Below are 26,941 nucleotides of genomic sequence, written 5' to 3'. Positions count from 1 at the left end.
ATGTCTGTTCAATCCGCCATCAAGCGCAAGACCGCGCCCGATCTGCGCGCCCGCAAGAACGGCGAGCCGATCGTGATGCTGACGTCGTATCATGCGCACACCGCGGCGCTGGTCGACCGCCATTGCGATGCGATCCTGGTCGGCGATTCCCTCGGCAACGTGATGCACGGCTTCGAGACCACGGTGCCGGTCACGCTCGACATGATGATCCTGCAGGGCCGCGCCGTGATGCGCGGCTCGCAGGCTGCGCTGGTCGTGGTCGACATGCCGTTCGGCTCCTACGAAGAATCGAAAGAGCAGGCGTTCCGATCGGCGGTGCGGATCATGAAGGAAACGCTGTGCGGCGCGGTCAAGCTCGAGGGCGGCGCGCGGATGGCGGAGACGGTGGCGTTCCTGTCCGGGCGCGGCATTCCCGTGATGGGCCATATCGGCCTGACGCCGCAATCGATCAACACGCTCGGCTCGTTCCGCGCACAGGGCCGCGAGGAGGAGAACTGGGCGCCGATCGAGAACGACGCGAAGGCGATCGCGGAGGCGGGCGCCTTCTCGATCGTGGTCGAGGCGGTCGCCGAGCCGCTGGCGCGCAAGATCACACAATCGATCGCCGTTCCAACCATCGGCATCGGCGCCAGCGCGGCCTGCGACGGCCAGGTGCTGGTGCTGGAGGACATGCTCGGCTTGTCGGCGCGCGCGCCGAAATTCGTGCGCCGCTACGGCAATCTCGGCCCGATGATCGAGGAAGCGATCGCGGGCTACGCACGCGACGTGAAGAGCCGCGCCTTCCCGGGGCCGGAGCATGTCTACGGCATGAAGAAGAGCTGACGAGGCGCGCATGGACTGGTCGCAACACGCACTGCCGCCGATGCGGCTCGAGCCGCGCTTCGGTGACCGCGTCGTGCCGGCATTTGTCGAGCGACCGGTTAGCCTCTGGGCGATGATTGCCGACGCCGTTGCCCAGAATGGCGACGGCGAGGCGCTGGTCTGTGGCGATCAGCGCCTGAGCTGGCGCGAGGTTGCGGAGGAGTCAGCCAGAGTTGCGGCGGGCTTTGCAATGCTTGGTCTTGCGCCCGGCGACCGCGTCGCCATCCTGCTCGGCAACCGCATCGAGTTCGTGCTGACGATGTTCGCCGCCGCCCATGCCGGGCTGGTCACGGTGTTGCTCTCGACGCGCCAGCAGAAGCCTGAGATCGCCTATGTGCTGAATGATTGCGGCGCGAAGTGTCTGGTCCACGAGGCCACGCTTGCCGACCGCATCCCCAACGCTGCCGATATTCCCGGCCTTGCGCACCGCATCCCGGTCAGCGACGACGGCAGGTCGCAATTCGCTGCCTTGCGCGACAATGCTCCGGCGCAGCCGCCCGCGGAGGTGAGGGAAGAGGACACCGCGATGATCCTCTACACCTCGGGCACCACCGGCCGGCCGAAGGGCGCGATGCTCGCCCATTGCAACATCATCCACTCCTCGATGGTGTTCGCGTCTTGCCTGAAGCTGACCAGGGCCGATCGCTCGATCGCCGCGGTGCCGCTCGCCCATGTCACCGGCGCGGTCGCCAACATCACCACCATGGCGCGCTGCGCCGGCGCGCTGATCATCATGCCGGAGTTCAGGGCGTCGGAGTACCTGAAGGTCGCGGCGCGTGAGCGCGTCACCTACACGGTGATGGTGCCGGCGATGTACAATCTCTGCCTGATGCAGCCGGATTTCGACAGCTACGACCTGTCGAGCTGGCGCATCGGCGGGTTCGGCGGCGCGCCGATGCCGGTTGCGACCATCGAAAAGCTCGACGCCAAGATTCCCGGGCTCAAGCTCGCCAATTGCTACGGCGCGACCGAGACCACGTCGCCCTCGACCTTGATGCCGGGTGAACTGACCGCGGCGCATATCGACAGCGTCGGCCTGCCGTGTCCCGGCGCCGAGATCATCGTGATGGGCGCCGACGGAAGCGAGGTGCCGCGCGGCGAGATTGGCGAGCTTTGGATCCGCAGCGCCTCCGTCATCAAGGGCTACTGGAATAACCCGAAGGCGAGCGCGGAGAGCTTCACGGCAGGGTTCTGGCATTCCGGCGATCTCGGCTCGGTCGATGCCGACAACTTCGTCCGCGTGTTCGATCGCCAGAAGGACATGATCAACCGCGGCGGCCTGAAGATCTATTCCGCCGAGGTCGAGTCCGTACTGGCCGGCCATCCGGCCGTGGTCGAGAGCGCGATCGTCGCAAAACCGTGCCCGGTGCTCGGCGAGCGTGTGCACGCCGTGATCGTGACCCGCACCGATGTGAATGCCGAGAGCCTGCGCGCCTGGTGTGCTGAGCGTCTGTCCGACTACAAGGTGCCGGAGACGATGGCGCTGACATCAGAGCCGCTGCCGCGCAACGCCAACGGCAAGGTGATCAAGCGCCAGCTCAGGGAAAGCATCTCGGCAGGGGCGTGAGCCGGGGCAGGGCAAACTTCCCCGGTTAACGCTTTGATCCGCCTCGCTTTGCCTTGCCTCCGCCACACCGTTAGGGTAACGCCGCCGCGATGTGGGGATCAGGTAGGGGCCAGGCTCCGCCGAGATTCGCGGTCCCGAGGAGATGGGATAGCCTTAAGTGTCTGAATTATTTGACGAAGTCGACGAGGAAGTCCGTCGCGATCAGCTCAAGCAGCTGTGGGACAAGTACTCGATCTTTATCATCGCGCTGGCGATCCTGGTGGTTGCCGGCGTCGGTGGCTGGCGTGGCTACCAATATCTCGAGGCCAAGAAGGCCGCCGTGGCCGGTGCGGCGTTCGACCGCGCCGTCGAGCTGTCGGACCAGAACAAGCACGCCGAGGCCGAGGCTGCGTTTGCCGACCTGATCACCAAGGCGCCGTCCGGTTACCGCAACCTGGCGCGGCTGCGCATGGCCGCCGAGGTCGCGACCCGCGATCAGCCGGCCGCTGCGAAGCTCTATGACGAGATCGCGGCCGACCGCAGCGTCGGTGGCCCCGATCAGGATCTGGCGCGGATCCGTGCCGCGCAGATGGTGATGGACACCACGACCTATCCGAACATGGTGCAGCGGCTCGAGGCGATGGCGACGTCGAAGGATTCGACGTTCCGCCACTCCGCGCGCGAGCTGCTGGCGCTGTCGGCCTGGCGCGCCAACGATGCCACCGCCGCGCGGCAGTGGCTCGACCAGATTGCCAATGACGGCGAGACGCCACCGAGCCTGCGTTCGCGCGCCGAAGCGTTGCAGGCCCTGTTGCCGCCGGTCGCCAAGAGCTGACCAGGCGCGAAACCCGAGTTTGAGTGAGAGATCGACCATGCGCCGCTCGCAACGCCTGATCGCAGCCGCAGTTCTGACAGCGCTTTGCAGCGCGTTGGCAGGCTGTGGCGGTGGCGGCATGGCCAATTTCGATCCGAGCGATCTGCTCGACTTCCTCGACACCAAGAAGAAGCTGCAGGGTGACCGCAAGCCGGTATTCCCCGAAGGTGTGCCTGGCCTCGAGCAGGGCGTGCCGAAGGAATTGTACAAGGGCTCGCAGCAGGAGCAACTCGACCAGCAAAACGCGGCCGCTGCCGCCGCCGCTCAGCCGGCGCCGCCGCCGGAGCCGCCGAAGGGCGCCAAGAAGCACGCCAAGCGGGCCGCGCCTGCTGCCGATCAGGCGGCTGCTCCCGACGCCGCAACCGAAGAGGGCGCGCCTGCCGCGGTGCCGCCCGATCCGAAGCCGAAGAAGATCGTTCGCCGCCGCACCACCGCGCCGCCCGCCGACGACCAGCAGGCCCAGCCTGCGGCGCCGGCCCAGCAGCAGACCCAGACCACGCAACAATCCGGCGGCGCGTTCCCCGCGCCGCTACCGAGCGGCGGATTTAGCCGCTAGGCTCCTGCTTCAATTCATTAGACGCGCGCCGCGCCGCGGCGCCGGGATGATCCATGTCTTTTACCATCGCCATTATCGGCCGGCCCAATGTCGGAAAGTCGACGCTGTTCAACCGGCTGGTCGGCCAGAAGCTCGCGCTGGTGGACGACGAGCCCGGCGTGACGCGTGACCGTCGCGAGGGCCAGGCCAAGCTCTACGATCTCGACTTCACCATCATCGACACCGCGGGCCTCGATGAGGGCGCCAAGGGCTCGCTGACGGCGCGGATGCAGGAGCAGACCGAAACCGCGATCGAGCTCGCCGATGCCCTGATGTTCGTGATCGACGCCCGCGTCGGCCTGACGCCAACCGACCGCGCCTTCGCCGACTTCGCCCGCAAGGCCAACAAGCCGGTGGTGCTGGTCGCCAACAAGGCCGAGGGCAAGCATGGTGAGATCGGCGCGATGGAATCTTACGCGCTCGGGCTCGGCGATCCCGTGCAGATCTCGGCCGAGCACGGCGAGGGCATGGGCGATCTCCACGAGGCGCTGAGCGCGCTGGTGCCCGAGACACCGGAAGAAGAAGACGAGGTCGAGGACGACGAGGACATCTCGGAGGAGGAGGCCGCGCAGCGTCCGATCCGCGTCGCCATCGTCGGCCGGCCCAACGCCGGCAAGTCGACGCTGATCAATCATCTGCTCGGCGAGGAGCGGCTGCTGACCAGTCCCGAGGCCGGCACCACGCGCGATTCCATCGCGGTCGAGATCACCTGGCAGGGCCGCCAGTTCCGCGTGTTCGACACCGCCGGCCTGCGCCGCCGCTCGCGGATCGAGGAGAAGCTGGAAAAGCTCTCGGTCGCCGACGCGTTGCGCGCGGTGCGCTTCGCCGAAGTCGTCGTGATGATGATGGACGCGCAAAACAAGTTCGAGGAGCAGGATCTGCGCATCGCCGACCTGGTCGAGCGCGAGGGCCGCGCCATCGTGCTCGCGGTCAACAAATGGGACCTCGTGGAGCGCAAGCCCAACCAGATTTCGCAATTGCGCACCGATGCCGACCACTGGCTGCCCCAGGTCAAGGGCGCGCCGATCGTCGCCGTGTCCGGGCTGATGGGCGAGGGCATCGACCGCCTGATGACCGCGATCCAGGAAGCTTACGCGGTCTGGAACCGGCGCCTGCCGACCTCGGCGCTCAATCGCTGGTTCGAGCAGGCGATCCAGGCGAGCCCGCCGCCGGCCGTCTCCGGCCGCCGGCTGAAGCTGAACTACATCACGCAGGTGAAGGCGCGGCCGCCGAGCTTCGTCTTGTTCTGCTCGCGCGCCGACGCGATCCCGAGATCCTATCTGCGCTACCTCATCAACTCGCTGCGCGAGACCTTCGATCTGCCGGGCACGCCGATCCGGATCACGCTGCGCGAGAAGGCCAATCCGTTTGCCCACAAGCGCAAGCGGCCGTCGTGAGCGGGGAGGTGGCGCATAGCGTTTTCGAGCGAAGTGGGTACCGGTTCGCGTGAAGAAAACGCGTCAAGACGAGAATGACGCCACCGACGCGCCACCGGCTCGCGGTGCCGCCGTCATCTTCATCTTCGTCACCATCCTGCTCGACACGCTCGCGCTCGGCGTGGTCATCCCGATCCTGCCGAAGCTGGTCGAGAGTTTCGTCAACAACGACACCGCGAACGCTGCGCGCATCTTCGGACTGTTCGGCACGATCTGGGCGTTGATGCAGTTCTTCTGCTCGCCGATCCTGGGTGCGTTGTCCGATCGCTTCGGTCGCCGGCCCGTGGTGCTGCTGTCGAATTTCGGGCTGGCCGCCGATTATGTGGTGATGGCGCTCGCGCCGACGCTGGGCTGGCTGTTCATCGGCCGGATGATCTCGGGCATCACTTCGGCGAGCATATCGACCGCCTTTGCCTACATCACCGACGTCACCGCGCCGGAGCAGCGCGCCGCCGTGTTCGGCAAGATCGGAGTCGCCTTCGGCGCCGGATTCATCCTCGGGCCGGCGCTGGGCGGCTTGCTGGGCCAATTCGATCCGCGGCTGCCGTTCTGGGTCGCGGCTGGCCTGAGCTTTGCCAACGGCCTCTATGGTCTGCTGATCCTGCCGGAGTCGCTGCCCGCCGGGCGCCGCTCGCCGTTCCGGTGGCGGAGCGCCAACCCGATCGGCGCGTTGCATCTGCTGCGCTCGAACCGGGTGCTCGCCGGGCTGTCGCTGGCGAATTTTTTCGCGCAGCTTGCGCATGTCGTGCTGCCGTCGGTCTTCGTGCTCTACGCGACCTATCGTTATGGCTGGAGCACCGGCACCGTCGGCGCGACGCTCGCGCTGGTCGGCGTCTGCGCCATGATCGTGCAGGGCGCGGCGATCGGTCCGATCGTCAAGCGCGTTGGTGAACGCAAGGCGCTGTTCCTCGGGCTCTGCTGTGGTGCCGCCGGCTTCTTCATCTTCGGCGCAGCACCGACCGGCCATTGGTTCTGGGTCGGGATTCCCGTCATGGCGCTGTGGGGCATCTCGGGCGCCGCGACGCAGGCGCTGACCACGCAGCTTGTCGCGGCAGACCGGCAGGGTCAGCTGCAAGGCGCGACATCAAGCGTGCAGAGCCTCTCGCAGTTGATCGGCCCGTTTCTGTTCACGCTGACCTTCGCCTGGTTCATCGGCGACAGCGCGCCGTTGAAAATGCCCGGTGCGCCGTTCTATCTGGCCTCGGCGCTGCTGCTGCTCGCGCTGGCCGTCGCCTGGCGCGCGACCGCGGCAAGGAAGGCGTAGCTTCGTAAGGTGGGTTAGCGAAGCGTAACCCACCAACTTTGTGCGACAAGAAAAGACGGTGGGACTACGGCTTCGCCTAACCCACCTACATTCTAGTCAGTCGCCGGCACCGAATGGTGCTCGTGCGTGACCCGCCATTTGCCGTCGATCTTGCGCAGTCCGATCGTCAGGCGGAACTGGAACGTGTCGTCGGGCGGGCCGCACCGCATCACCATGACCGCGAAAGCGACGTCGTCGCCGGCCGTGATCGCGATCTCCTCGATATCGAAAGCGTAGGACGGGCGTTGGCAGCCGAAGAACAGATCCCAGGTCTTCCTGTACGCATCAAGTCCGTGTGACTGGAACGGCGGCGGCACGTCGAACATCACGATGTCCTGATCGTGATGGGCGAGAACGCCCGCATAGTCGTGTCTGCGGACGGCGTCCGCCCAGGCTTCGATGAGTGTTCTGACTTCGGTTTCGGCCGTCCGGTTCTGCTGTGTCATCGTTCGCGTGCTCCGAGTGCTGGCTGATCGATGCTTCGAGGACGAATGCGTCGGCACCGATCCGACACGCCCGGTTGGCTTTCCGTCCGGGGCAGTCGGCGCCTGATCCGGCCGGAACGGCCCGATCTCACGCGTTCGTTTTCTTTCATTATTTACAAACCATCCGGTTGGTTTGTATAAGGGCTGATACTGGATGAAGGTGCGGTGCGGCTCCGGGCGGCGCTGGCAGGAGGAGCATGGTGAGCGACGAGGCCGTTGATATCTGCGATGAATTGACCCGCTTCAGCGACGCGCAGGCGGCGCTGCTGACGTCGCGCAGCCTCGTCTATCTGACCGACCTGAAGCTCGACGACGGCAGGCACGGCACCATTGTCGCCGCCAGCTATGCCGACGCGGAGTCTGTCGCCCGCGCGCGTGGTCGAGGGGAAAGGGTTATCGGCCGCATGGCTCACGGCTTCCTGCACGGCCTGCGCCGCCGCTTGCTGCGGAAGGTTCGCGGCTCCATGAGCATGTGCGCGTAGTGGTCGGATCGCCCGATGATCGGCTCGTCGGCAGAACCAGATGTCGCGCTTGAGATTGAGCGATGCCGCTGAGATACTGCGCTCTCACGCGACTCCTTCCTGAGTAATTCCATGGATAATCCTTCCCGTTCGGAACGCTCCCGCAACGCCGCACTCGACGCCGCGATCACCATCGTGACGCGCGATGGTCCGGGGCGCCTGACGCTGGATGCGATCGCGCGCGAGAGCGGGCTCAGCAAGGGCGGCGTGATGCATCAGTTCCGCACCAAGGAAGCGGTGCTGCGCGCCTTGCTCGAGCAGCAGATGACGCATTTCGAGGAATTCTCGAGCCGCTATCTCGAAAAGGCACGCGAGACCACGGATCAGCCCGAGCTGGCGGCGCAGATCGCAACGCTTAAGGAAGCGATCTCGACGCCGCGGGCAGGGGCGTTCGCACTGCTGGCGGCGATGAACGAGAATCCCGAATTGATGGCGATGCCGCGCGACGTCGACATCAAGAAGGTCGCGTTGATGAAGGCCGAGGCGCGCGATCCCGATCTCGCACTGCTGCGCTGGGCGGCGGCGCGGGGGCTGCTGCTGAGTTCGCTGTTCGGCCTGTCGTCATTGACCGACGCCGAGCGCGACCGCCTGTTCGAGCGATTGCTCGACGACAGCAAATGGACTGCGCTCGAGCAGGGCGCGGCGACGACTGGCAAGTCATCCAAGACGACGACAGCGGCGCGAGCAGCATCGCCGCAGCCTGCCGGCGCACGCACTGCAAAGCAGGTTTCGGCGCGCAAGCGCCGCTGAACCTTCCAGAGTTGCCCGAAAGCACAACGCCGCCCAAGCGGAATATAATCGCTTGGCGGCGTTGGATCGACACCGGGCCCCTGAAATCCCCCGGCAATCGGTGCGGTAGCACAAGAGATATCGCAGGTTTGTGACAACGCTCGGCCGTCATTCGCGACGCCGGCTCACCAGCCTAGCAATCCAAACTCTGGATCGTCGCACCACCGGGGCCGTTGTTCCAAAAGACCAGCAGCCCGTCACGCACCTCAAGATACGAGGTTGGATGATCGGGCAATGTGACGAGGGCTTTGCCTCCTGGAGGGATGGTCTTCTCCAAGGTTTCGAGCTCGACGAAAATAGTCAGGGGCTTGCCGGTGCCGTTCTCAATTGGGAATTTCATCGCGATGCAATCCGATTGATCTGAGGCGTCCTTATTCTGGAAGACTAGCGAGTTTTCTTGAACTTTCCCGGCGCTTCGGACCGCCCGCATTTTTCTAACGCGTTCCGCCGATTGCAACTTTACAAACCGCCTGGTCGGTTTTATAGCTGGCCATACTGAGGCAAGGTCTGGCGGCGTCGGGACGGCGAGCCAGATCGGCAGTGACGGCCGCAGCCGCAACTTAAGCCCCGGACGCGGCTGCGGCCGAGCTGCTTTTCCGCCTTAGGGTCGGATGAGGAGATTGGAATGGAGAGCTCGATCGCCGCGCGCGGTCTGGGAGCGGTGGCGCTTTGCGTCCTCGCAACAGGATGTGCCGCCGTCACGCCGGTGGCTTATTCGGAGGTGGCGTCAACGGCCTACATGACGCCTGATACGTCCGATTCCTCAGGCCGCGTGCCGTATCGCTATGCGCCGCCGGTCGATTGGCGGAGCTACAACAAGGTCATGCTCGATCCGGTCGTGATCTATCGCGGCGCGGATCATCAGTTCGGCGACATGTCCGAGAAGGACAAGGAGACGCTCGCCGCCTACATGCAGACCCGCTTCGCCGACAAGCTGCGCGGCCGCTTCACGCTGGTGAATACGCGCGGGCCCAACACGTTTCGCCTGCGGCTGACGTTGACCGGCGCGGTCGCCAACACGCCGGTGCTCGGCACGCTGTCGCGCTTCGATATGGCCGGCGCGATCTATAACGGCGTGCAGGCCGCGCGTGACGGCGAGGGCGCGATGACCGGTTCGGTGATCTATGCCGTCGAGATGTTCGACAGCGCGACCGCACGGCTGCTCGGCGCTTACGTCAGCAAGCAATATCCCAATGCCTACGACATCAAGGCCAGCGTCGGCGATCTCGCCGCCGCCACCGCCGGCATCGACAAGGGTGCCGATGCCTTCATGGCGCAGCTGAAGTGAGGCGCGCCGAACGCCTGCCGCAACGATCCCGACAATGAAAGGTGCTGTCGAATGAATTACATGGTTCGCCTGTTTCTGCGCAGCCTGGTCGCCGCCATTCTGATGAGCTCAACCGGCCAAGCCGAAGTGATCGCATCGAGCGATCCGAGCGGCACATGGGCCACCGAAGACGGACGCGCACGCATCCGTCTCGAACGCTGCGGCACCGCGCGCGACCGCATCTGCGGCTTCATCGTGTGGATGAAGGATCCGCTCGATCCGCGCGGCCAGCCGTTCCGCGACAGCTTCAATCCCGACCCCGACAAGCGCACGCGCGCGCTGCTCGGCCATCAGCTGATCCTGGGATTGAAGCCGACAGCGGAGGGCCGCTTCGACGGCGACATCTACAATGCCGAGGACGGCAAGTCCTATTCGGTCTCGCTGTGGCGGGATGCGTCCGACCGGCTGAAGCTCAAGGGGTGTCTGCTCAAGCTGCTGTGCCAGACCCAGACCTGGACGCAAACGCTGGACGTTCGGCCCGGACAGCTGGTCGGACTGACCGGCGATGCCGGCGGCCCGCGCGCCGACCGGGAATGGGCATCGCTGCCGGCGGCGGCCAAGGCGAAGTCGGCGGCGAAATGACGGGAGTAGGGTAGGTTAGTCTTACCGGATCACGATTCTGTCTCCGTCGTCATTGCGAGGAGCGACAGCGACGAAGCAATCCATGGCTCCGCTTGTGGCGCGATGGATTGCTTCGCTTCGCTCGCAATGACGGCTGGATTCGTTCACAGCTCTCGGGATCGAAAAAATGCCCGTGACGCAGTAAGACTAACCCACCCTAAGGCAGCTCGCTCACTTCTTCACCAGCGGACAGTCGCTGGCCTCGAGCGGCTTGGCGGCGTCTTCCGGCGAGATGGTGGCGATCAGCTTGTAATAGTCCCACGGATATTTGGACTCTTCCGGCTTCTTCACCTCGAACAGATAGGCCGGGATGATGCGGCGGCCGTCGATGCGCAGCGGGCCCTTGCCGAACAGCGGATCGTCGGTCGGGATCTCCTTCATCTTGGCGACGACCTTGGCGCCGTCATGCGGATTGGCGCCCATCGCGTCGAGCGCCTTCAGATAATGCAGCACGCCGGCATAGACGCCGGCCACCGTCATCGAGGGCATCGAGCCCTTCGGCGACACCTTCTGGAAGCGCTTCGACCAGGCGCGGGTCTGGTCGTTCATGTCCCAGTAGAACGACTCGGTGAAGGTGAGGCCCTGGGCGATCTTCAGCCCCAGCGCGTGCACGTCGTTGACGAACAGCAGCAGCGCCGCGAGCTTCTGTCCGCCGGCGGTGATGCCGAATTCGGACGCCTGCTTGATCGCGTTGGTGGTGTCGCCGCCGGCATTGGCGAGGCCGATGATCTTGGCCTTGGAGGCCTGCGCCTGCAGCAGGAACGAGGAGAAATCCGCGGTGTTGAGCGGGTGCTTGACGCCGCCGAGCACCTTGCCGCCGTTGGCTGACACGACCGCGGCGGTGTCGCGCTCCAGCGCATGGCCGAAGGCGTAGTCGGCGGTGAGGAAGAACCAGCTGTCGCCGCCGGCCTTGGTCAGCGCCTTGCCGGTGCCGTTGGCGAGCATGTAGGTGTCGAACGTGTAGGAGATCGTGTTGGCGTTGCAGGCCTTGCCGGTGAGATCGGCGGTCGCAGCCCCCGAATTGAGCACGATCGAGTTCTTCTCCTTGGCAAGGTTGCTCACCGCCAGCGCGACGCCGGAGTTCGGCGTATCGGTGATGATGTCGACCTTGTCGTTGTCGATCCAGTTGCGCGCGATGTTGACGCCGACGTCGGGCTTGTTCTGGTGATCGCCGCTGACCACCTCGATCTTCCAGCCCTTGGCGCGCAGGCCGGAATCTTCCACCGCCATGTTGGCCGCGGCCACCGAATTCGGCCCACCGATGTCGGCATAGAGGCCCGACATGTCGTTCAAGACGCCGATCTTGACGTTCTTGTCCTGAGCAAAAGCCGGCGTTGCAAGTCCGAGTGCAGCGCAAGCAAGAAGCACGGCGTGGCGCCGCGCAAGCATCGTCGTCATCAGACATTCCCTCCACTGTGATTTGTCCGGATGGTCCTCTTGTGGGGCCTTGTGCCGGTCGTTCGAGTTCCCGCTTACCCTTTCCGCGTGGAAGCGGCAATCCGCATAAAGCCGAATGAGCTGCGTCGAAGCGTCATGCTGCTGTCATCCTCACTTCAGCGCGTCCGAGGTCAGCTTGAACTTCTGGATCCGCTTGCCCTCGACCTCGCCGGTGTAGACGTTGCCCTTCTGGTCGACTGCCATGACATGGAGCAGGGCAAATTGTCCGGCATTGCGGCCGCTATGGCCGAAGGTGCCGACGACGGAGCCGTCGTCGCGCTTGATGACGCGGATCTCGTTGTTGGCGCCGTCGGCGTTGAGCAGATACGTCTGCTTCGGATCGGGCCACAGCGCGAGATCGAACACCGCGCCGTCGCCGCGGGTGTTCTTCTCGTAGAACCATTCCCTGACGAAGGTGCCGTTCTTCTGGAACACCTGGATGCGGTCCTGGCTGCGGTCGCAGACATAGACCAGCCCGTCATTGGCGATCTTGATGCAATGAACGGGATTGCCGAACTGCTCCTGCACCGCGGCGCTTGGATCGTAGGGCGGCTGCTTGTCGTCGGTGGGCAGCTTGCCGTAGCCGCCCCAGTGCCGCTTGTAGGCCAGCGTGGTGGCGTCGAAGACGATGACGCGGCGGTTGCCGTAGCCGTCGGCGATGTAGAGTTCGTTGGCGTCCTTGTCGATCGCCATCTCGGCGGGCCGGCCGAGCTGGGTGGTGTCGTTGCTGTTGGTGCGGGCTGCGACCTTGCCGATCTGGCCGAGATATTTGCCGTCGAGCGAGAACTTCAGGATCTCGCTGTCGTCATCGGCATTGCCGCCGATCCAGACGAAGCCGCGTTCGTCGACCTCGATGCCGTGCTCGCGGCCGACCCATTGATAGCCGTCGCCGGGGCCGCCCCAGGCCCGCAGCAGATTGCCGTCGACATCGAATTCGAGCACCGGCGGCGCCGCCACGCAGCATTTCGCGCGCGGTGGGGTGAGGCTCGCCGCCTTCTCGCCGTCGGTCAGCGAGCGCGGCCGGTGCACCACCCAGATATGTCCCTGCCAGTCGACGGTGATGCCGCCGACCTGGCCGATGATCCAGTTGTTCGGCAGTTGCTTGGGCCACGACGGATCGACCGCGAAGGTCGGGACGTCACCGGCCGTGGCGGGCTTTGGCTGAATAAAAAGGGCTGATGATGCGATGCCGGCCGAGAGAAACAATCCGGACAGAATGGAGCGCGCGCGATTGAACGTCGGCGTCATGATGCCTCCCGAGATTTTTCTTGGCGGCCGAGCCGCTGCGGAGGGCAGTCAATCGCGGGGCGGGGGAGGAGTCAATTGCTAGGGAAAGGCGAGCCGACGCCTCATAAACGGTGTCATCGCCCGGCTCGACCGGGCGATCCAGTACGCCGCGGCGTTACGATTCAAACGCTATCGTCTCTGGAATACTGGATCCCCGCGTTCGCGGGGATGACATCGAATGCGTGGCAGCTCACACCGGCGGCTGAAAACTCCGCAGCGTGCGCGCCTTGTAGTCGTAGAGCCTGCCGGTTTCGGTCCACTCAGGTGAACACATCGGCACGATGAATTCCGCGGCCATGTCGGGCGTATCCAGCGTCATCGGGTCTTCGCCGGGAAATACCTGCGCGCGCATCCGCGTGCGGATCGGGCCGGGGCTGAACAGGTTGACGCGCAGCGCCGTGTTGGCGGTCTCGTTGGCCCAGGAGCGCACCAGCGCGTCGAGCGCGGCCTTCGAGGCCGCATAGGGGCCGAGATAGGCGTTGGCCTTGTGCGCCACGCCTGACGTCACGAACACCGCGCGGCCGGCGTCGGACTGCCGCAGCAGCGGGTCCATGCAGCGGATCAGCTGGAAATTCGCGGTGACGTTGATCGCGAACACGTCGTTCCACGGCTTCAGCTCGATATGGCCGAGCGGCGACGACGGGCCGGCCGTCCCGGCATTGCCGACCAGGATATCGAGCTTGCCGTGGCGCTCATGCAGCGCGAGCCCGAGCCGCGCGATGCCCTCGTAATCGGTGAGCGAGAGCGGCACCAGCGTGGCGCTGCCGCCACCTTTCCGGATCTCGTCGTCGAGCTCTTCCAGCCCGCCTTGGGTGCGCGCCACCGCGACGACATGGGCGCCGGCCTTGGCCAGCGCGATCGATGTCGCATAGCCGATGCCGCGCGAGGCGCCGGTCACGAGGGCAATTCGGGAGGCAAGGGGTTTTGTCATGTCTGTCTGTCCGCGTCGTTGCCCGGGGGTATTACAGACGGAAATGGCCGGGACAAGCCCGGCCATGGCTAAAAGACACGGTCATTCCGGGATGGTCCGAAGGACCAGACCTCAGATGCGCAATCGCGCATCGGGGAATCTCGAAATTTAAGGCAAGAACGCAAGACAACTTCGAGATCCCGGGTTCGATGCTGCGCATCGCCCCGGGATGACGCTGCGCGTCAGCTCGCCTCCGCCAGCAGCGAGAGCTGGCGCGGGGAGGGCTCGGTTTCACTCTGGTCGGTGAGATGGGTCGGATAGGCACCGGTGAAGCAGTGGTCGGCGAATTTCGGGTTGGAGGGGTCGCGGCCCTCATAGCCCATCGCGCGGTACATGCCGTCGATCGACAGGAAGGCGAGCGAGTCGGCGCCGATGATGTCGCGCATCTCCTCGAGCGAGTGGGTCGCGGCGAGCAGGCCACCGCGGTCGGGCAGGTCGATGCCGTAATAGTCGGGATAGAGGATCGGCGGCGAGGCGAGGCGGAAATGCACCTCGCGGGCGCCGGCGTCGCGCATCATGCGCACGATCTTCTTCGAGGTGGTGCCGCGCACCAGACTGTCGTCGATCAGGATGATGCGCTTGCCTTCGATCGCGGCGCGGTTGGCCGAGTGCTTCATGCGCACGCCGAGCTCGCGCACGGTCTGGGTCGGCTGGATGAAGGTGCGGCCGACATAGTGGTTGCGGATGATGCCGAGCTCGAACGGCACGCCGGAATACTGGCTGTAGCCGACCGCGGCGGGCACGCCGGAATCCGGCACCGGCACCACGACGTCGACCTCGGGATGGCTCTCGCAGGCGAGCTGGGCGCCGAACGCCTTGCGCACGTCGTACACCGAGCGGCCGCCGACGATCGAATCCGGCCGCGCGAAATAGATGTACTCGAAGATGCAGGGCCGTGCCGGCTTCGGCGGGAACGGCTTGTGGCTGTGTGCGCCGTGCTCGTCGAACACGATGATCTCGCCGGGCTCGATGTCGCGGACATATTTGGCGCCGATCATGTCGAGCGCGCAGGTCTCCGAGGTCAGGATCGGATGGCCGTCGAGATCGCCGAGCACCAAGGGACGGATGCCGAGCGGATCGCGTGCGCCGACCAGCTTCTTGTTGGTCAGTGCCACCAGCGCATAGGCGCCCTCGATGGTGCGCAGTGCCTCGATGAAACGGTCGATGAAGCGGGTGCGCTTCGACTGCGCGACGAGATGCAGGATCACCTCGGTGTCGGTGGTCGACTGCATCATGGCGCCGCCCTTGACCAGCTCGCGGCGCAGGGTCAGGCCGTTGGTCAAATTGCCGTTGTGGCCGACCGCGAAGCCGCCGGCGCTGAGCTCGGCGAACAGCGGCTGCACGTTGCGCAGGATGGTGCCGCCGGTGGTGGAGTAGCGGACATGGCCGACCGCGGCATTGCCGGGCAGCCGCTCGATCACCTCGCGGCGGGAGAAGGCGTCGCCGACCAGGCCGAGGCGGCGTTCACTGTGGAAACGGCTGCCGTCGAACGAGACGATGCCGGCGGCCTCCTGGCCGCGGTGCTGCAGGGCGTGCAGGCCGAGCGCGGTGATCGCGGCCGCCTCCGGGTGGCCGAAGACGCCGAACACGCCGCATTCCTCGCGAAGCGTGTCGCCATCGAGATCGGGGTGGTATCTGAGATCGTCTTCCCGGAGATGTTCCTGTCGAAGATGTTCCTGCAATTCCGTCGGGCCGAGGTCGAGATCCAGTTGGGCGCCATGATCGGAAGGGGTTTGCATCTCGTTCATCGCCTCTCGTAAGGGCCCAAATAGTTTATCGGCCCGCGGGTTTCTCGATCAGCTTTTTCAAGCTGTCACGCGCAGGTTTGCTATAGCCATCGCCCGACGCCGGCGTCGCCTGATCGTTGGTATCAGCCGCAGAATCGTCGTCTGGCTTATTCTTCTTGAACTTCTTTAAGATGGTGTTCTCGGGGTCGTCAGGCAAGAGCGACATCAGCCAATCCCCGGTTCCCTGCAGCACCACCCGGGACTTCGCGCCGGTCACCCAATCGGGCCGCTGCTTGTCCGGAACCAGCCAGGTGAAGAACATGAACGCCACGACCACGATCAGGAGGCCGCGGGCGAGCCCGAACAGGAAACCGAGGGTGCGGTCGAGCGCGCCGATCCGGGAATCCAGGATCATGTCGGAGATCCGCACCGTGATGATCGAGACCACGATCAGCGTGCCGATGAAGACACCGGCCACCACCACGACGGCCGCGACCGTGTCGTTATTGAAGTAAGTTTTGGCGGTCGGCAGCAGCTTCGAGAAAGCATAAAGAGTGACCAGCGCGGCGGCGCCCCAGGCCGCGATCGACAGGATCTCGCGCATGAAGCCACGCACCATCGCGAGCAGGCCCGAGATCAGCATCACCCCGAGCAGGACGAGATCGAGTATCGTTATGGGCATCGGCTGGTCAGGTCCGCTGGTACGTTTCGGTACGCTGTTAAGGGCTTACGCTGTTAAGGGCTCTCGCGAATCGGCAAAGTCGGTGCCGTCCTAACTGAGGCGCATCGGGGGGCATCCGGCAAGGCCGCAACACCACCTGTCCCGCGCGGCGGATGTATAGCGGCGAGGGGCTGATACGTCACGCCTGCTTTAGCTGTTGTCGCGTCGGAATCGGGCCGGTGTGGCATTTTTCCCAGCCGATTCAGCGCCTCCAGAGCCGTCCTGGTCGTCCCTTGGCGCAGCGCGTCCGCCTCTTGGCGTACCGCGCGCCGCAATTTCGGCGACCAGCGTGGTCAGATTACCGACGCTGTTGAGGGTGAGCCCGGTATCGCCGCCGCCATCGCCGCGGGCCGATTCGGGCAGGATGGCGCGGCCGAAGCCGAGCTTCAGGGCCTCCTTCAGCCGGGCCGGGGTCTGCGCCACCGGGCGGATTGCGCCGGAGAGCGAAATCTCGCCGAAATAGACCGCATCCGTCGGCAAGGGCGCATTGACCAGCGAGGAGACCAGCGCGGCCGCCGCGGCAAGGTCGGCGGCCGGTTCCTGGATGCGCAGGCCGCCCGCGACATTGAGATAGACGTCATGTCCGGACAATTTGACGCCGCAATGCGCTTCCAGCACCGCCAGCACCATCGACAGCCGGCTCGGGTCCCAGCCGACCACGGCGCGGCGCGGGGTGCCGAGCGAAGTCGGCGCCACCAGCGCCTGCAACTCTACCAGCACCGGGCGGGTGCCCTCGATGCCGGCGAACACCGCGGTGCCAGGGCTGCCGAGCTCGCGCTCGGAGAGGAACAATTCGGAGGGGTTGGTAACCTCGCGCAGCCCGAGCCCGGTCATCTCGAACACGCCGATCTCGTCGGTCGCGCCGAACCGGTTCTTCACCGAGCGCAGGATACGGAACTGCTGCGAGCCTTCGCCCTCGAACGACAGCACCGCGTCAACCATATGCTCGACCACGCGGGGACCGGCGATCTGGCCGTCCTTCGTGACATGGCCGACCAGGATGATCGCAGCGCCCGTCTTCTTGGCGAAGCGGATCAGCGCCTGCGCCGAGGCGCGGACCTGGGTCACGGTGCCGGGCGCGGATTCGACGGTGTCGGTCCACATGGTCTGGATCGAATCGATCACGATCAGCCGCGGCACCGCGCCTTCCGACAGCGTCGAGACGATGTCCTCGACCGAGGTTTCGGACGCCAGCTGCACCGGCGCATCCGCGAGCCCGAGCCGCTCGGCGCGGAGCCGCACCTGCGCGACCGCCTCTTCGCCGGAGATATAGACCGCGCGATGGCCGGCGCGCGCCATCATGGAGGTTGCCTGGGTCAGCAGGGTGGATTTTCCGATGCCGGGATCGCCGCCGACCAAGAGCACCGAGCCGCGGACGAAGCCGCCGCCGGTGACGCGGTCGAGCTCGGTCATGCCGGACGACAGCCGCGGCGCGTCCTGGGTTTTGCCGGACAGCGATTCCAGCGCAAACGTCCGTCCCTTCCGCTTGCTGCGGATCGAGACCGGCACCGAGCCCGTGGTGTCTTCCTCGGCCAGCGTGTTCCACTCGCCGCAGGAATCGCACTTGCCCTGCCAGCGATTATACGCCGCGCCGCAGTTCTGGCAGACGAAGGAGAGGGTGGATTTGGCCATTTCCGCTCAATACGGTTTAGAACAAACGTAGAACATCGGTGTGCGCATGTCCAGTTGAATGCAGCAGCATGGCGAGGCCGCGCGCCGCGCAACGCGTGTTCGACAGAAGCAAGTCTGGGTTATCCTCTGCGCTCTTTCAGGACACGAACTTCAATCGCGGGCGCCTGCCATAGCTGCAGGCGGTAGTGATCGTCTCGCTCCAGGCCGTTCGCCGACGACGTGTCGAGTGCGCCGTAAGAGACGCGCACGCGATAGCTTCCCGGCGCGACCTCGATGCGCTGCGCGTCGGGAAAATAATCGGTGCAGCCGGCGATCACGATGCGGCCGGACGCGACGTCCAGGCTGGCTTCGACAACGTGATCCCACTTGGTGAAATCGGCGTCCGGCTCGGCGTCGAGAATTTCAACCCCGACTGGAACGTCCATGTTCCGAACCGTGCCAATCCCGACCGTCCCCGGCGCCGTCGCCAGCAGTCGATCGGTCGTTTCCGGCGTCCACGCTTCGGAAAGATTGCCGTCCGCAGGTTCATCTTGGATGTAGAACTGGAAATAGTCCGCAAACAGCGAGAGCTTGAAGGATTGCATGTTCAAATGGTCATGCCGGAGGGCTGGCGATCGCTGTCGCCGATGCTCGGCTGCCTAACATGAAAGCAAGATTCGGGCGACACGTCAGATCGATCAGCCCGCCATCCGGAAGAATTGCCGCGCAATCTCCTCGACCTCGCGCCACGAATTCGCCAGATGTACCGCGCCCGCGTCGCGCAGTTTGACGTCGTGACCGTCGCGAATGTGGCTGGCGGCGCACAAGCCAATGGCGGTCATGCCGGCCGCGACCGCTCCCTTGATGCCGCCGGCGCTGTCCTCGATGACCAGGCATTCGCCGGGCCTTGCGCCGAGCTTCTCGGCGGCGAGCAGGAAGATATCCGGATGCGGCTTGCCGCGCGCGACCATGTCGGCGCTGAAGATGTGGCCGTCGAATTCCGCTTCCAGTCCGAGCACCGAGAGGCACAATTGCAGGCGTTCCATCGAGCTCGACGAGGCGATGCATCGCGGGATGCCGAAGAATTTTCGGATGAAGTCGGTGGCACCGCTGACCTCCTTGAGGTCGCTGCGAAGCCGGTCCAGCGTGGCGCGGTTGAACGCGCTCTGGAAATCGGTCGGCACAGGTCGTCCGATGGCGGCCTCGATCTCGGCGATGACGTCGACCCAGCGTTTGCCGGAATAGCGACTGAGCGCCTGATCGAGCGTGGATGGATGGCCGAGATCACTGACGGCCTTCGCCAGTACGGTGTTGGCGATGGCCTCGCTGTCGGCGATCACGCCGTCGAAGTCGAAGATCAATGCGCCCACGATTCCCAGCCCCCAAGCAGACGACGACGTCCTAGCAGGACCGGGCCACCATGCGCGCAACACTTTCTGTTGCAGACTATCTCAACGCCGCGCGCCGTCGATGATCGAGGGAACGCCTGTCGGCACCACGGCAATCAGCGCGAGAACACCCGTGTTCCGGCCGGCCATCGCGGCTTGTCTCCGACCGGGCTTGCGCCGATCTCCCATCCGACGCCGCCCCAGAGCACGTCGACGGCACCAAGCTCTCCCGCGACATCGCGGACGTAAAACACGTTCGGCCTGGCGTTGGTCTCCAGCGGGCCGCCGTTGCCGTTGGGCTGCTGCTGCAATCTGCACCAGACGTCGGCCAGCCGGCTCTCGTGGCTCTGACCGAGCCTGGCGAGGATGTCCTTGTCGCTCGAGGCAGCGCTCAGGACGAAGGTCTGCAACGATGCGCTGCCGGTCTCGTCCTCGACCTTGTTCGTGAAACGTTGCGCGAAGGTCGCACCGAGCCAGGAGATTTTCACCGGCGCGCTCGAGGCGATGTTCTCCTTGAAATGGTCCCGCGCGACGAATTTTTCAGTGCGAGGGATCGCCGAGGTCGAGGACGGATCGGACGGTTCCTCAGCTTTTGGTTGCAGGGAACAGGCGACTCGGTCAACGGCGGGAGCGGAACCCGGTTGGTTCGGTTTCGGATCGTCGGCGGCAACGCTCAAGGCTGGTGCTGCGAGAAAGACGGTCAACGACAGCGTGAGGCTTAACTGGCGCATCTTGTTGTCGTCCCTGAATCCGCTGTGTTCGCGGAGACAAGGTAAACCGCATCTTGCAGATGTAAATCAAAGATCGGGTTTCTGGTTAAGGATAAAAAGTAAGTTCAACTACAGCGAGAATTTGAATCAAATGCTGGCGGCGCGATCGGTGGCCGCGTTCAGGCGCGGATGTCTCGCACCGACAGCAGCAGCGGAGAATTCTCGCGCGGCACTAGGGCCGTCGGCAGGGCCCGGCAGCATCTTGCCTGCGCGCGCAGCGGATCGCTCCAGCTCCAGCGAACGCGCCAGGACGGATTGCTCGCATAGGCGGGAATGCGCCAGACCCAGATCGTCTCGTAGACGCTGTCGCCGAACTGCGCGACATCGGGCTTTGCTGTCGGCCAGAGAGCCGCGCCGGCGACGGCGAACGTCACGACCGCCGCAGTCGTCATCATCATCTTGCGCATCGCGCGTCTGCCTTTCCCGCCTGTCGCGGGTTCTGACAACCCGCTCGTCCGAATGCTTCGACTTGCGATCCCGAGATCCGAACCCGTCAGGCCGACATCAGACGCTGAGGTGCGCGCTCGATTGCGCCCCTTGTGCTGCCTGACTCCTGGTGATTCGCATCCGGGTCGTCGATCAATCCCGTGATGCCTGCTAGAGCAAAGTGCTTGTCCGCAAACGATCAAGTAATGAGATCGTCATAAACGCAGTCGCTGGATGGAGGCAATCCGGATAACACCGGGAACCGGCGCTCAATGAGGCTCTTTAGAGGTACACACCACCAAGTGTGCACAGAGCCCGTAGAATTACGACATGCCTGCGGGCCTACTGGGCCATGGCGGACCACAGCAACGCCGTGCCCGCCGCGAGCATGATGCCGTCCATGATCAGGCGGAACGACTCCGGCTTCATCTGCAACACGAAGCGCTTTGCGATGAAGGCGCCGGCCATCAGCGAGGCGCCGGCGATCAGGCCCTTCAGCGCGATGTCAGGTGTCAGCGCGCCGAACCGCTCGAAGGTCACCGACTTGCTGACATAGAGCCCGAGCGAGCTTGCCGCTTCGGTGGCGAGGAACGCGCCCTTGTTGAGGCCGTAGAACAAAAACAGCGGCACGCTGAGCGGACCGGTAGAGGCCACGATGCCGGTGAGATAGCCGATCAGCGCGCCGCCGATTGCAAGATGCCAGAGATTGGCTTTCAGTCTGTGCTGTGCCAGCCAATGCCGCACCGGCACCATCGCGATCAGGAACACGCCGATCGCGATATCGACCGCGCGGGAGGGCAGCGCGAGCAGGGTGCGGGCGCCGAGCGCCGCGGCCGGAATCCCCGTGATCGAATAGGCGGCGCAGGCACGCCAGTCGACCTCGCGCCACCAGGCGAGAATCCGCGACAGATTGGCCATCACGGCGGCGACCGCCATGATCGGCACCGCCTGCTTCGGCCCATATTGATAGACCAGCACCGGCATCAGCATGATCGACGAGCCGGTGCCGACGATGCCGGAGATGGTGCCGGCGACCAGGCCGACGATGAGGATGAACAGGAGGCCCACGCGCACTCCGGGACGTAATCCCGAGCCACGCCGGATGCGTGTCTCGAAAGCGGAGGCTCAGTGTGATCTCATGGTTCGAGACGGCGCAAGGGCGTCCTCAATCCGGGACGCGCCATCGTGTGCAGCGTCAGTACTTCGCGACGACCGGGCCGCCGAAGCGGTAGTTGACCCGCACCGTCACCATGTCGACGTCCTGGCGGATGCGCTCGTCATGATTGAGCTGGGCGATGAAGGCGGGATCGTAGGTCATGCGAACAGTATCGGTGCCCATGAACAGATGGTCGTATTCGAGCGCCAGCGACCAGTTGTGCGCGATCGCATATTCGGCGCCGACGCCGATCGCGCCGCCCCAGCGCGTCTCGCTGCCGCGGTCGGCGATGAAGCCGACCGGCACGCCGGGCCCGAATGCCGGGGTGATGAAGCTGTCGTAGCGATCGCGCACGACGGCCGCGCCGCCCTTGGCGTACAGCAGGAAGGCGCCCCAGGAATAGCCGACCTGTCCGGTGAAGAGGCCGATGGCATCGATCTTCGAGCGGTTGGCGAAGCCTGCGAACAACGCCGCTGTGGACGGATTCGAGCCGGAGAGATCGGCCCAATCGCCCTGTGCTTCGACGCCGAACACCCACGCCGCCTGCTGCCAGCGATAGCCGATCTGGCCGCCGGCGGTCGCGCCGCTCGCGGTATGGCAACCTTCCGGGCCGGTGAAATTCACGACGCCGAGCGCCGGATTGGTGATGGTGAAGGGCAGGATGTCCCAGCACTTCCGGCTCCAGCCGCCGCCGCCATTGGCGCCGACGTAGAAGCCGCTCCAGTCGGTGGTGGCGGCGACGATCGGGGGTGCCTTGGTATAGGGGCGGGCGGCAACGTCGGCAGCCGAGGCGCTTGCAATGCCGAGCATCAGCATGGAGGCGGCGACGAAATATGTCTTCATGGGCAGACCCAATGCACGAAATCAAATCGGCGCCAGCCTAGTCGATTTGCACGACCTCCGGCTGTACCCGGTCCGCCACATCCAGCCGCATTCGCGTGTGTCGAGAGGGTCCCGTCGAGCCACGAGATCGCGAAACTGCGTCCCCATTCTCAACTGTCATCGCCCGGCTCGACCGGGCGATCCAGTACGCCGCGGCCTCTCGGCTCAAGCGTCCGGCGTCTCTGGAATGCTGGACTACCCGCATGCGCGGGCGATGACCCGCGCTGTTTGACTGGTGCATCCGATTCCCACCGTCGTCCCTGCGAAAGCAGGGACGACAGCAGTGGTGGGGCGGCCCATCACCTCAGCACCACCCAGGCCGGCGCATGATCGCTGGCACCTTCCTCGCTGCGGATGTCGCGGTCGACGCCCGCTTTCACGAGCCGCGCCGCGACGTCGGGGCTGAGCAGCAGATGATCGAGCCTGAGGCCTGCATCGCGCGGCCAGCGCTGGCGCTTGTAGTCCCAGAAGGTGAACATCTGGCGGTCCGGATGCAGCGTGCGGATCGCATCGCACCAGCCTTGGTCGACCAGCGCCTTGAACGCGGCGCGGCTCTTCGGCTGGACCAGCGCATCCTTGTCCCAGGAGCGCGTCGGATAGATGTCGAAGGGCGTCGGCGCGACGTTGTAGTCGCCGGCGAGCACCACGGGGACCTGCTGCTTGAGCAGCTTGGCGGCGTGGGCGCGCAGCCGCTTGAACCAGGCCAGCTTGTAATCGAATTTCGGCCCGGGCTGCGGATTGCCGTTCGGCAGATAGAGGCTGGTGACGACGATGCCGCGCACCGCGGCCTCGATGTAGCGCGCCTCGTGATCGCCGGCGTCGCCGGGCAGGGCGGTGCGGATCAAGACCGGCTCGGCCTTGCGCGCGAGGATGGCGACGCCGTTCCAGGTCTTCTGTCCCCGCCACACCGCGCCGTAGCCGGCCTTCTCGAATGCAGCCGCGGGAAACTCGGCGTCGCTGGCCTTGAGCTCCTGCAGGCTGACGACGTCGGGCTTGGCCGATTTCAGCCAGCGCAGCAGGTTCGGCAGCCGGCGATTGACGTTGTTGATGTTGAAGGTCGCGATCTTCATGCGCACCGGCGATCGCGACGTTTCATGTCGTCACGCAGATGGCAACGGCGGCGGTGCAGCGGGCGCTGCCGTCGGAATCGCTGGCGGCGCCGCTTGCGCCGCGGCCGGCTCGCTCTTCTCGCCGACGGCGTCGCCCTTGCCGGCGACGGGCTCGCTTGTCGCGGCGACGGCATCGCCGCCCTTGTAGATGCGCACGAAGCGGCGGCCGAGGCTGGTCAGCACCTCGTAGCCGATGGTGCCGAAATGATGCGCGACCTCGTCGACCGTGATGCCTTCGCCGATCAGCGTCACCATGTGGCCGCGCCGCACGGCATTCTTGTCGAGATCGGTGACGTCGACCGCGATCAGATCCATCGAGACGCGGCCGGCGATCGGGCAGCGCTTGCCGGCGACCACGACCTCGGCGCCGCGGGTGCCGTCATTGGCGCTGGCGGCGCGGAAATAGCCGTCGGCGTAACCGGCGGAGACGATCGCGAGCCGGGTCGGCCGCCGCGCGGTCCAGGTGCCGCCATAGCCGACGGTCTCGCCGCGATCGATGTTGCGGATCTGCACGATGCGCGCCTTGAGGTCGACCACCTGCTGCATCGGGTTGTCGGCCTCCGGCGTCGGGTTGACGCCGTAGAGCGCGCAGCCCGGCCGCACCATCTCGAACTGGAACTGGGCGCCGAGGAACACGCCGGAGGAGTTTGCGAGCGAAGCCGGCACGCCGGTGAACAGGCTCGCGATCTCGCGGAAGCTCGCAAGCTGCTTGGCGTTGGCGGGGCTGTTGAGCAGCTCGGCGGAGGCGAGGTGGCTCATGACCAGCGTGATGCCATGATCGCCGGCATTGATCCGCGGGATGATGCCCTGGGCTTCGCTGACCGTCAGCCCGAGCCGGTTCATGCCGGTGTCGATGTGGATGGCGGCGCCGCCGGACCAACCGGAGCGGCGGCAGAACACGTCCCATTCGGCGAGCTCGTTGAGATCGCCGATCACAGGCTTGCAGTCGATCCTGGCGTAGGCATCGCCGGTCTGCTGGAAGAAGCCGCCGAGCGAGTAGACGGTCGCCTCGGGAACGGCCGTGCGCACCACGGCGGCTTCCTCGACGGTTGCGACAAAGAAGGTCTTGCAGCCGGCCTTGGCCAGCGCGCGCGACACTTGCTCGGCGCCGCAGCCATAGGCGTTGGCCTTGACCACGGCGGCGCATTCCGCCGGGACCGCGGTCTTCTCGAGCTTGCGCCAGTTGGCGATGATGGCGTCGAGGTCGACGGTGAGGATGCCGGTGGCGGTCGGATGGGCCGCCAGCAGATTGGCTTCGGGCGTCAGCTGCGATTTCGCGTCGGTCACGATGTTCATGGCTCGGTTGTACAAGCGGGGCCTGCGGCCTTCAACCGTGCCCCTCCGCTCGAAAACGCTCTAGTAGGCGGGGGGACGATCCGGAACCTGTCCGTCCGATGCGAGATCGCCGAACCGGGTGACGCTGGCTTCGAAGTGCAGTTCGACGGTGCCGGTCGGGCCGTGGCGCTGCTTGCCGATGATGACTTCGGCCTTGCCGAGCGCGCGCTCCATTTCGGCCTGCCAGGTCGCGTGCTCCGGGGTGCCGGGCCGCGGTTCCTTGTTCGCGAGATAGTACTCCTCGCGGTACACGAACATCACGACGTCGGCGTCCTGCTCGATCGAGCCGGATTCACGCAGGTCCGAAAGCTGGGGCCGCTTGTCGTCGCGATTTTCGACCTGGCGCGAGAGCTGCGACAGCGCGATCACGGGAACGTTGAGCTCCTTCGCCAGCGCTTTCAGATTGGTGGTGATCTCGGTGATTTCCTGGACGCGGTTGTCGTTGCCCCGCTTGCCCGAGCCCTGCAACAGCTGGATGTAGTCGATCACGATCAGGTCGAGACCCTTCTGCCGCTTGAGGCGGCGGGCGCGCGCGGTGAGCTGCGAGATCGATAGACCGCCGGTTTCGTCGACGTAGAACGGCAGCGACTGCAACTCGATCGAGCAGTCGCGGATCTTCTCGAAATCGAGCTCGGAGATGCCGCCGCGGCGGATATGGCTGGAGGGAATGCCGGTGCGTTCGGCGAGAATACGGGTGGCGAGCTGTTCGCCGCTCATTTCGCAGGAGAAGAAGCCGACCGCGCCGCCGTTGATCGCCTTGGTGGTGCCGTCGGCCTGTACCTCGGGGACGTAGGCCTTGGCAATGTTGTAGGCGATGTTGGTGGCGAGCGAGGTCTTGCCCATGCCGGGACGGCCGGCGAGCACGATCAGGTCGCTCGGTTGCAGGCCGCCCATCTTGGTGTCGAGGTCGCGCAGCCCGGTCGAAATGCCGGACAGTTTGCCGTCGCGCTGGAACGCCTTGGCCGCCATGTCGACGGCGACCGTGAGCGCATCGGCAAAGCGTTGGAAGCCGCCGTCGTAGCGGCCGGTTTCGGCGAGGCTGTAGAGCTGCCGTTCGGCGTCCTCGATCTGCGCGCGTGGGGCAAAATCGACCGGCGCGTCGTAGGCGACGTTGACGATCTCCTCGCCGATCTGGATCAGATTGCGGCGCAGGCTGAGATCATAGACGGTACGTCCGTAGTCCTGGGCGTTGATGATGGTGGTCGCTTCGGCCGCGAGCCGGGCGAGGTATTGGCTGACCGTGATGCCGCCGAGGTCGAGCTCGGCCGGCAGGAACGTCTTCAAGGTCACGGGATTTGCGACCTTGCCCATCCGGATCAGGCTGCCGGCCGTCTCGTAAATCTGCTGGTGGATGACTTCGAAGAAGTGCTTCGGCTCCAGGAAGTCGGAGACCCGGTAGAACGCGTCGTTGTTGACCAGGATCGCGCCCAGCAGCCCCTGTTCCGCTTCGATGTTGTGCGGCGCGCTCCGATAGGTCGGGGACGCGGCGTCGGGCGCGAGCTTGTGGACGTTCGAATCAATCAAGGCCATGGACGAGCTTATTCTTCTGATTTCGTCGTTACTGAGATTTTCGGCTGTGGGGCCGCGATCAAGCGCCAGCCCGGCACGAAGCGAAAGGACGGATGTTTCTTATGCACGATTCACACAACGCGAGGTGTGAATCCGGGACGGCCGGGTGCATTCCGCTTGACGGGGTTTCGGTCGAAAAACGGTGGGAGTCGGCCTGCCAGCGATGTCGTTGGCAAAAATCCGACGCGGCCTGAA

At 65.3% G+C, this 26,941-nt stretch carries 27 protein-coding genes; 10 read left to right on the top strand and 17 right to left on the bottom strand.

The genetic code is table 11. From position 1 onward, the window contains the following. The 6 genes from panB (at position 1) to XH92_RS26635 (ending at position 6,576) form a co-directional block, all read left to right on the top strand. A complete protein-coding gene (panB, locus tag XH92_RS26660) occupies positions 1 to 822 on the top strand; it encodes a 3-methyl-2-oxobutanoate hydroxymethyltransferase (protein WP_194454760.1) in 822 nt (273 codons plus the stop codon). Positions 823 to 832: 10 nt separating this feature from the next. Then, entirely contained in the window at positions 833 to 2,428 is a 1,596-nt protein-coding gene (locus XH92_RS26655) for a class I adenylate-forming enzyme family protein (protein ID WP_194454759.1), read from the top strand. Positions 2,429 to 2,585: 157 nt separating this feature from the next. Then, positions 2,586 to 3,242: a tetratricopeptide repeat protein gene (locus XH92_RS26650; RefSeq protein ID WP_194454758.1), complete on the top strand. Its 657-nt coding sequence runs from the start codon at positions 2,586 to 2,588 to the stop codon at positions 3,240 to 3,242. A gap of 37 nt (positions 3,243 to 3,279) precedes the next feature. Next, positions 3,280 to 3,837 carry a hypothetical protein gene (locus tag XH92_RS26645; protein ID WP_194454757.1) on the top strand — a complete coding sequence of 186 codons (558 nt, stop codon included), beginning with the start codon at positions 3,280 to 3,282 and terminating at the stop codon, positions 3,835 to 3,837. Positions 3,838 to 3,890: 53 nt separating this feature from the next. Next, positions 3,891 to 5,273: a ribosome biogenesis GTPase Der gene (der, locus tag XH92_RS26640; RefSeq protein WP_194454756.1), complete on the top strand. Its 1,383-nt coding sequence runs from the start codon at positions 3,891 to 3,893 to the stop codon at positions 5,271 to 5,273. A gap of 49 nt (positions 5,274 to 5,322) precedes the next feature. Beyond that, positions 5,323 to 6,576 (top strand): TCR/Tet family MFS transporter, encoded by a 1,254-nt coding sequence (locus XH92_RS26635; RefSeq protein WP_194454755.1) that lies wholly within the window; start codon positions 5,323 to 5,325, stop codon positions 6,574 to 6,576. 92 nt (positions 6,577 to 6,668) lie between these two features. On the opposite strand, the gene XH92_RS26630 is transcribed toward XH92_RS26635, so the two are convergent. Further along, on the bottom strand, positions 6,669 to 7,061 hold the full coding sequence (locus XH92_RS26630) for a nuclear transport factor 2 family protein (protein ID WP_194454754.1): 393 nt from the start codon (positions 7,059 to 7,061) through the stop codon (positions 6,669 to 6,671). A 239-nt stretch (positions 7,062 to 7,300) separates the two neighbouring features. Between XH92_RS26630 and XH92_RS26625 the strand changes: the two genes are divergently transcribed. Beyond that, on the top strand, positions 7,301 to 7,582 hold the full coding sequence (locus XH92_RS26625; RefSeq protein WP_194454753.1) for a hypothetical protein: 282 nt from the start codon (positions 7,301 to 7,303) through the stop codon (positions 7,580 to 7,582). A 111-nt stretch (positions 7,583 to 7,693) separates the two neighbouring features. Next, positions 7,694 to 8,371 (top strand): TetR/AcrR family transcriptional regulator, encoded by a 678-nt coding sequence (locus XH92_RS26620; RefSeq protein WP_194454752.1) that lies wholly within the window; start codon positions 7,694 to 7,696, stop codon positions 8,369 to 8,371. Positions 8,372 to 8,543: 172 nt separating this feature from the next. Here XH92_RS26620 and XH92_RS26615 read toward each other — a convergent pair whose 3' ends face one another. Then, positions 8,544 to 8,750, bottom strand: coding sequence for a hypothetical protein (locus XH92_RS26615; RefSeq protein WP_194454751.1), 207 nt, complete (start codon positions 8,748 to 8,750; stop codon positions 8,544 to 8,546). 285 nt (positions 8,751 to 9,035) lie between these two features. Here XH92_RS26615 and XH92_RS26610 point away from each other — a divergent pair, with 285 nt between their 5' ends. Together XH92_RS26610 and XH92_RS26605 are read left to right on the top strand one after the other, a co-directional pair. Beyond that, positions 9,036 to 9,698, top strand: coding sequence for a DUF3313 domain-containing protein (locus XH92_RS26610; protein WP_194454750.1), 663 nt, complete (start codon positions 9,036 to 9,038; stop codon positions 9,696 to 9,698). A gap of 51 nt (positions 9,699 to 9,749) precedes the next feature. After that, complete coding sequence (locus XH92_RS26605) at positions 9,750 to 10,319, top strand: DUF2147 domain-containing protein (protein ID WP_194454749.1); 570 nt, start codon at positions 9,750 to 9,752, stop codon at positions 10,317 to 10,319. A gap of 210 nt (positions 10,320 to 10,529) precedes the next feature. Here the strand turns inward: XH92_RS26605 and XH92_RS26600 are convergent, their stop codons facing one another. The 15 genes from XH92_RS26600 to XH92_RS26530 all read right to left on the bottom strand — a co-directional run bounded on the left by XH92_RS26600 (position 10,530) and on the right by XH92_RS26530 (position 26,707). Further along, positions 10,530 to 11,756 (bottom strand): ABC transporter substrate-binding protein, encoded by a 1,227-nt coding sequence (locus tag XH92_RS26600; protein ID WP_194454748.1) that lies wholly within the window; start codon positions 11,754 to 11,756, stop codon positions 10,530 to 10,532. A gap of 150 nt (positions 11,757 to 11,906) precedes the next feature. Further along, positions 11,907 to 13,043 (bottom strand): hypothetical protein, encoded by a 1,137-nt coding sequence (locus tag XH92_RS26595; RefSeq protein ID WP_194454747.1) that lies wholly within the window; start codon positions 13,041 to 13,043, stop codon positions 11,907 to 11,909. A 229-nt stretch (positions 13,044 to 13,272) separates the two neighbouring features. Further along, positions 13,273 to 14,013, bottom strand: a complete 741-nt coding sequence (locus XH92_RS26590; protein ID WP_194454746.1) for an SDR family NAD(P)-dependent oxidoreductase — start codon at positions 14,011 to 14,013, stop codon at positions 13,273 to 13,275. Positions 14,014 to 14,234: 221 nt separating this feature from the next. Continuing rightward, on the bottom strand, positions 14,235 to 15,800 hold the full coding sequence (gene purF, locus XH92_RS26585) for an amidophosphoribosyltransferase (RefSeq protein ID WP_371817826.1): 1,566 nt from the start codon (positions 15,798 to 15,800) through the stop codon (positions 14,235 to 14,237). Between the two features lie 25 nt (positions 15,801 to 15,825). Next, a complete protein-coding gene (locus XH92_RS26580; protein ID WP_021079832.1) occupies positions 15,826 to 16,461 on the bottom strand; it encodes a CvpA family protein in 636 nt (211 codons plus the stop codon). 189 nt (positions 16,462 to 16,650) lie between these two features. After that, complete coding sequence (gene radA, locus XH92_RS26575) at positions 16,651 to 18,132, bottom strand: DNA repair protein RadA (protein ID WP_194454745.1); 1,482 nt, start codon at positions 18,130 to 18,132, stop codon at positions 16,651 to 16,653. A 119-nt stretch (positions 18,133 to 18,251) separates the two neighbouring features. Further along, complete coding sequence (locus XH92_RS26570; RefSeq protein WP_194454744.1) at positions 18,252 to 18,716, bottom strand: hypothetical protein; 465 nt, start codon at positions 18,714 to 18,716, stop codon at positions 18,252 to 18,254. A 93-nt stretch (positions 18,717 to 18,809) separates the two neighbouring features. After that, complete coding sequence (locus XH92_RS26565) at positions 18,810 to 19,481, bottom strand: HAD family phosphatase (protein ID WP_194454743.1); 672 nt, start codon at positions 19,479 to 19,481, stop codon at positions 18,810 to 18,812. 134 nt (positions 19,482 to 19,615) lie between these two features. Then, on the bottom strand, positions 19,616 to 19,987 hold the full coding sequence (locus tag XH92_RS43170) for a hypothetical protein (protein ID WP_246787638.1): 372 nt from the start codon (positions 19,985 to 19,987) through the stop codon (positions 19,616 to 19,618). 401 nt (positions 19,988 to 20,388) lie between these two features. Then, the gene (locus XH92_RS26555) at positions 20,389 to 20,676 is read right to left on the bottom strand and encodes a hypothetical protein (RefSeq protein ID WP_194454741.1); all 288 of its coding nucleotides are present in this window, start codon (positions 20,674 to 20,676) and stop codon (positions 20,389 to 20,391) included. 361 nt (positions 20,677 to 21,037) lie between these two features. Then, positions 21,038 to 21,763, bottom strand: coding sequence for a sulfite exporter TauE/SafE family protein (locus XH92_RS26550; protein ID WP_194454740.1), 726 nt, complete (start codon positions 21,761 to 21,763; stop codon positions 21,038 to 21,040). Positions 21,764 to 21,890: 127 nt separating this feature from the next. Next, positions 21,891 to 22,694 carry an outer membrane protein gene (locus tag XH92_RS26545; protein ID WP_194454739.1) on the bottom strand — a complete coding sequence of 268 codons (804 nt, stop codon included), beginning with the start codon at positions 22,692 to 22,694 and terminating at the stop codon, positions 21,891 to 21,893. Between the two features lie 338 nt (positions 22,695 to 23,032). Then, a complete protein-coding gene (locus XH92_RS26540; protein WP_194454738.1) occupies positions 23,033 to 23,803 on the bottom strand; it encodes an exodeoxyribonuclease III in 771 nt (256 codons plus the stop codon). A gap of 30 nt (positions 23,804 to 23,833) precedes the next feature. Further along, positions 23,834 to 25,138 (bottom strand): alanine racemase, encoded by a 1,305-nt coding sequence (gene alr, locus XH92_RS26535; protein ID WP_194454737.1) that lies wholly within the window; start codon positions 25,136 to 25,138, stop codon positions 23,834 to 23,836. Between the two features lie 60 nt (positions 25,139 to 25,198). Continuing rightward, positions 25,199 to 26,707 (bottom strand): replicative DNA helicase, encoded by a 1,509-nt coding sequence (locus XH92_RS26530; RefSeq protein ID WP_194454736.1) that lies wholly within the window; start codon positions 26,705 to 26,707, stop codon positions 25,199 to 25,201. Positions 26,708 to 26,941: the final 234 nt, after the last annotated feature.

This window comes from Bradyrhizobium sp. CCBAU 53421 (assembly GCF_015291625.1).
In the GTDB taxonomy this organism is placed as follows: Bacteria; Pseudomonadota; Alphaproteobacteria; order Rhizobiales; family Xanthobacteraceae; genus Bradyrhizobium.
Note: the sequence above shows the minus strand (reverse complement) of the source record. Positions and strands in the feature narration are given on the sequence as shown.

Coding starts and splice junctions, on each gene's coding strand:
- XH92_RS26595 (WP_194454747.1), bottom strand. CDS start 13,043: ATGACGCCGACGTTCAATCGCGCGCGCTCCATTCTGTCCGGATTGTTT.
- XH92_RS26580 (WP_021079832.1), bottom strand. CDS start 16,461: ATGCCCATAACGATACTCGATCTCGTCCTGCTCGGGGTGATGCTGATC.
- XH92_RS26540 (WP_194454738.1), bottom strand. CDS start 23,803: ATGAAGATCGCGACCTTCAACATCAACAACGTCAATCGCCGGCTGCCG.
- purF (WP_371817826.1), bottom strand. CDS start 15,800: ATGAACGAGATGCAAACCCCTTCCGATCATGGCGCCCAACTGGATCTC.
- XH92_RS26615 (WP_194454751.1), bottom strand. CDS start 8,750: ATGAAATTCCCAATTGAGAACGGCACCGGCAAGCCCCTGACTATTTTC.
- radA (WP_194454745.1), bottom strand. CDS start 18,132: ATGGCCAAATCCACCCTCTCCTTCGTCTGCCAGAACTGCGGCGCGGCG.
- XH92_RS26645 (WP_194454757.1), top strand. CDS start 3,280: ATGCGCCGCTCGCAACGCCTGATCGCAGCCGCAGTTCTGACAGCGCTT.
- XH92_RS26590 (WP_194454746.1), bottom strand. CDS start 14,013: ATGACAAAACCCCTTGCCTCCCGAATTGCCCTCGTGACCGGCGCCTCG.
- XH92_RS26530 (WP_194454736.1), bottom strand. CDS start 26,707: ATGGCCTTGATTGATTCGAACGTCCACAAGCTCGCGCCCGACGCCGCG.
- XH92_RS26555 (WP_194454741.1), bottom strand. CDS start 20,676: ATGCGCAAGATGATGATGACGACTGCGGCGGTCGTGACGTTCGCCGTC.
- alr (WP_194454737.1), bottom strand. CDS start 25,138: ATGAACATCGTGACCGACGCGAAATCGCAGCTGACGCCCGAAGCCAAT.
- XH92_RS26610 (WP_194454750.1), top strand. CDS start 9,036: ATGGAGAGCTCGATCGCCGCGCGCGGTCTGGGAGCGGTGGCGCTTTGC.
- XH92_RS26620 (WP_194454752.1), top strand. CDS start 7,694: ATGGATAATCCTTCCCGTTCGGAACGCTCCCGCAACGCCGCACTCGAC.
- XH92_RS26545 (WP_194454739.1), bottom strand. CDS start 22,694: ATGAAGACATATTTCGTCGCCGCCTCCATGCTGATGCTCGGCATTGCA.
- XH92_RS26570 (WP_194454744.1), bottom strand. CDS start 18,716: ATGCAATCCTTCAAGCTCTCGCTGTTTGCGGACTATTTCCAGTTCTAC.
- XH92_RS26655 (WP_194454759.1), top strand. CDS start 833: ATGGACTGGTCGCAACACGCACTGCCGCCGATGCGGCTCGAGCCGCGC.
- XH92_RS26600 (WP_194454748.1), bottom strand. CDS start 11,756: ATGACGACGATGCTTGCGCGGCGCCACGCCGTGCTTCTTGCTTGCGCT.
- der (WP_194454756.1), top strand. CDS start 3,891: ATGTCTTTTACCATCGCCATTATCGGCCGGCCCAATGTCGGAAAGTCG.
- XH92_RS26630 (WP_194454754.1), bottom strand. CDS start 7,061: ATGACACAGCAGAACCGGACGGCCGAAACCGAAGTCAGAACACTCATC.
- XH92_RS26605 (WP_194454749.1), top strand. CDS start 9,750: ATGAATTACATGGTTCGCCTGTTTCTGCGCAGCCTGGTCGCCGCCATT.
- panB (WP_194454760.1), top strand. CDS start 1: ATGTCTGTTCAATCCGCCATCAAGCGCAAGACCGCGCCCGATCTGCGC.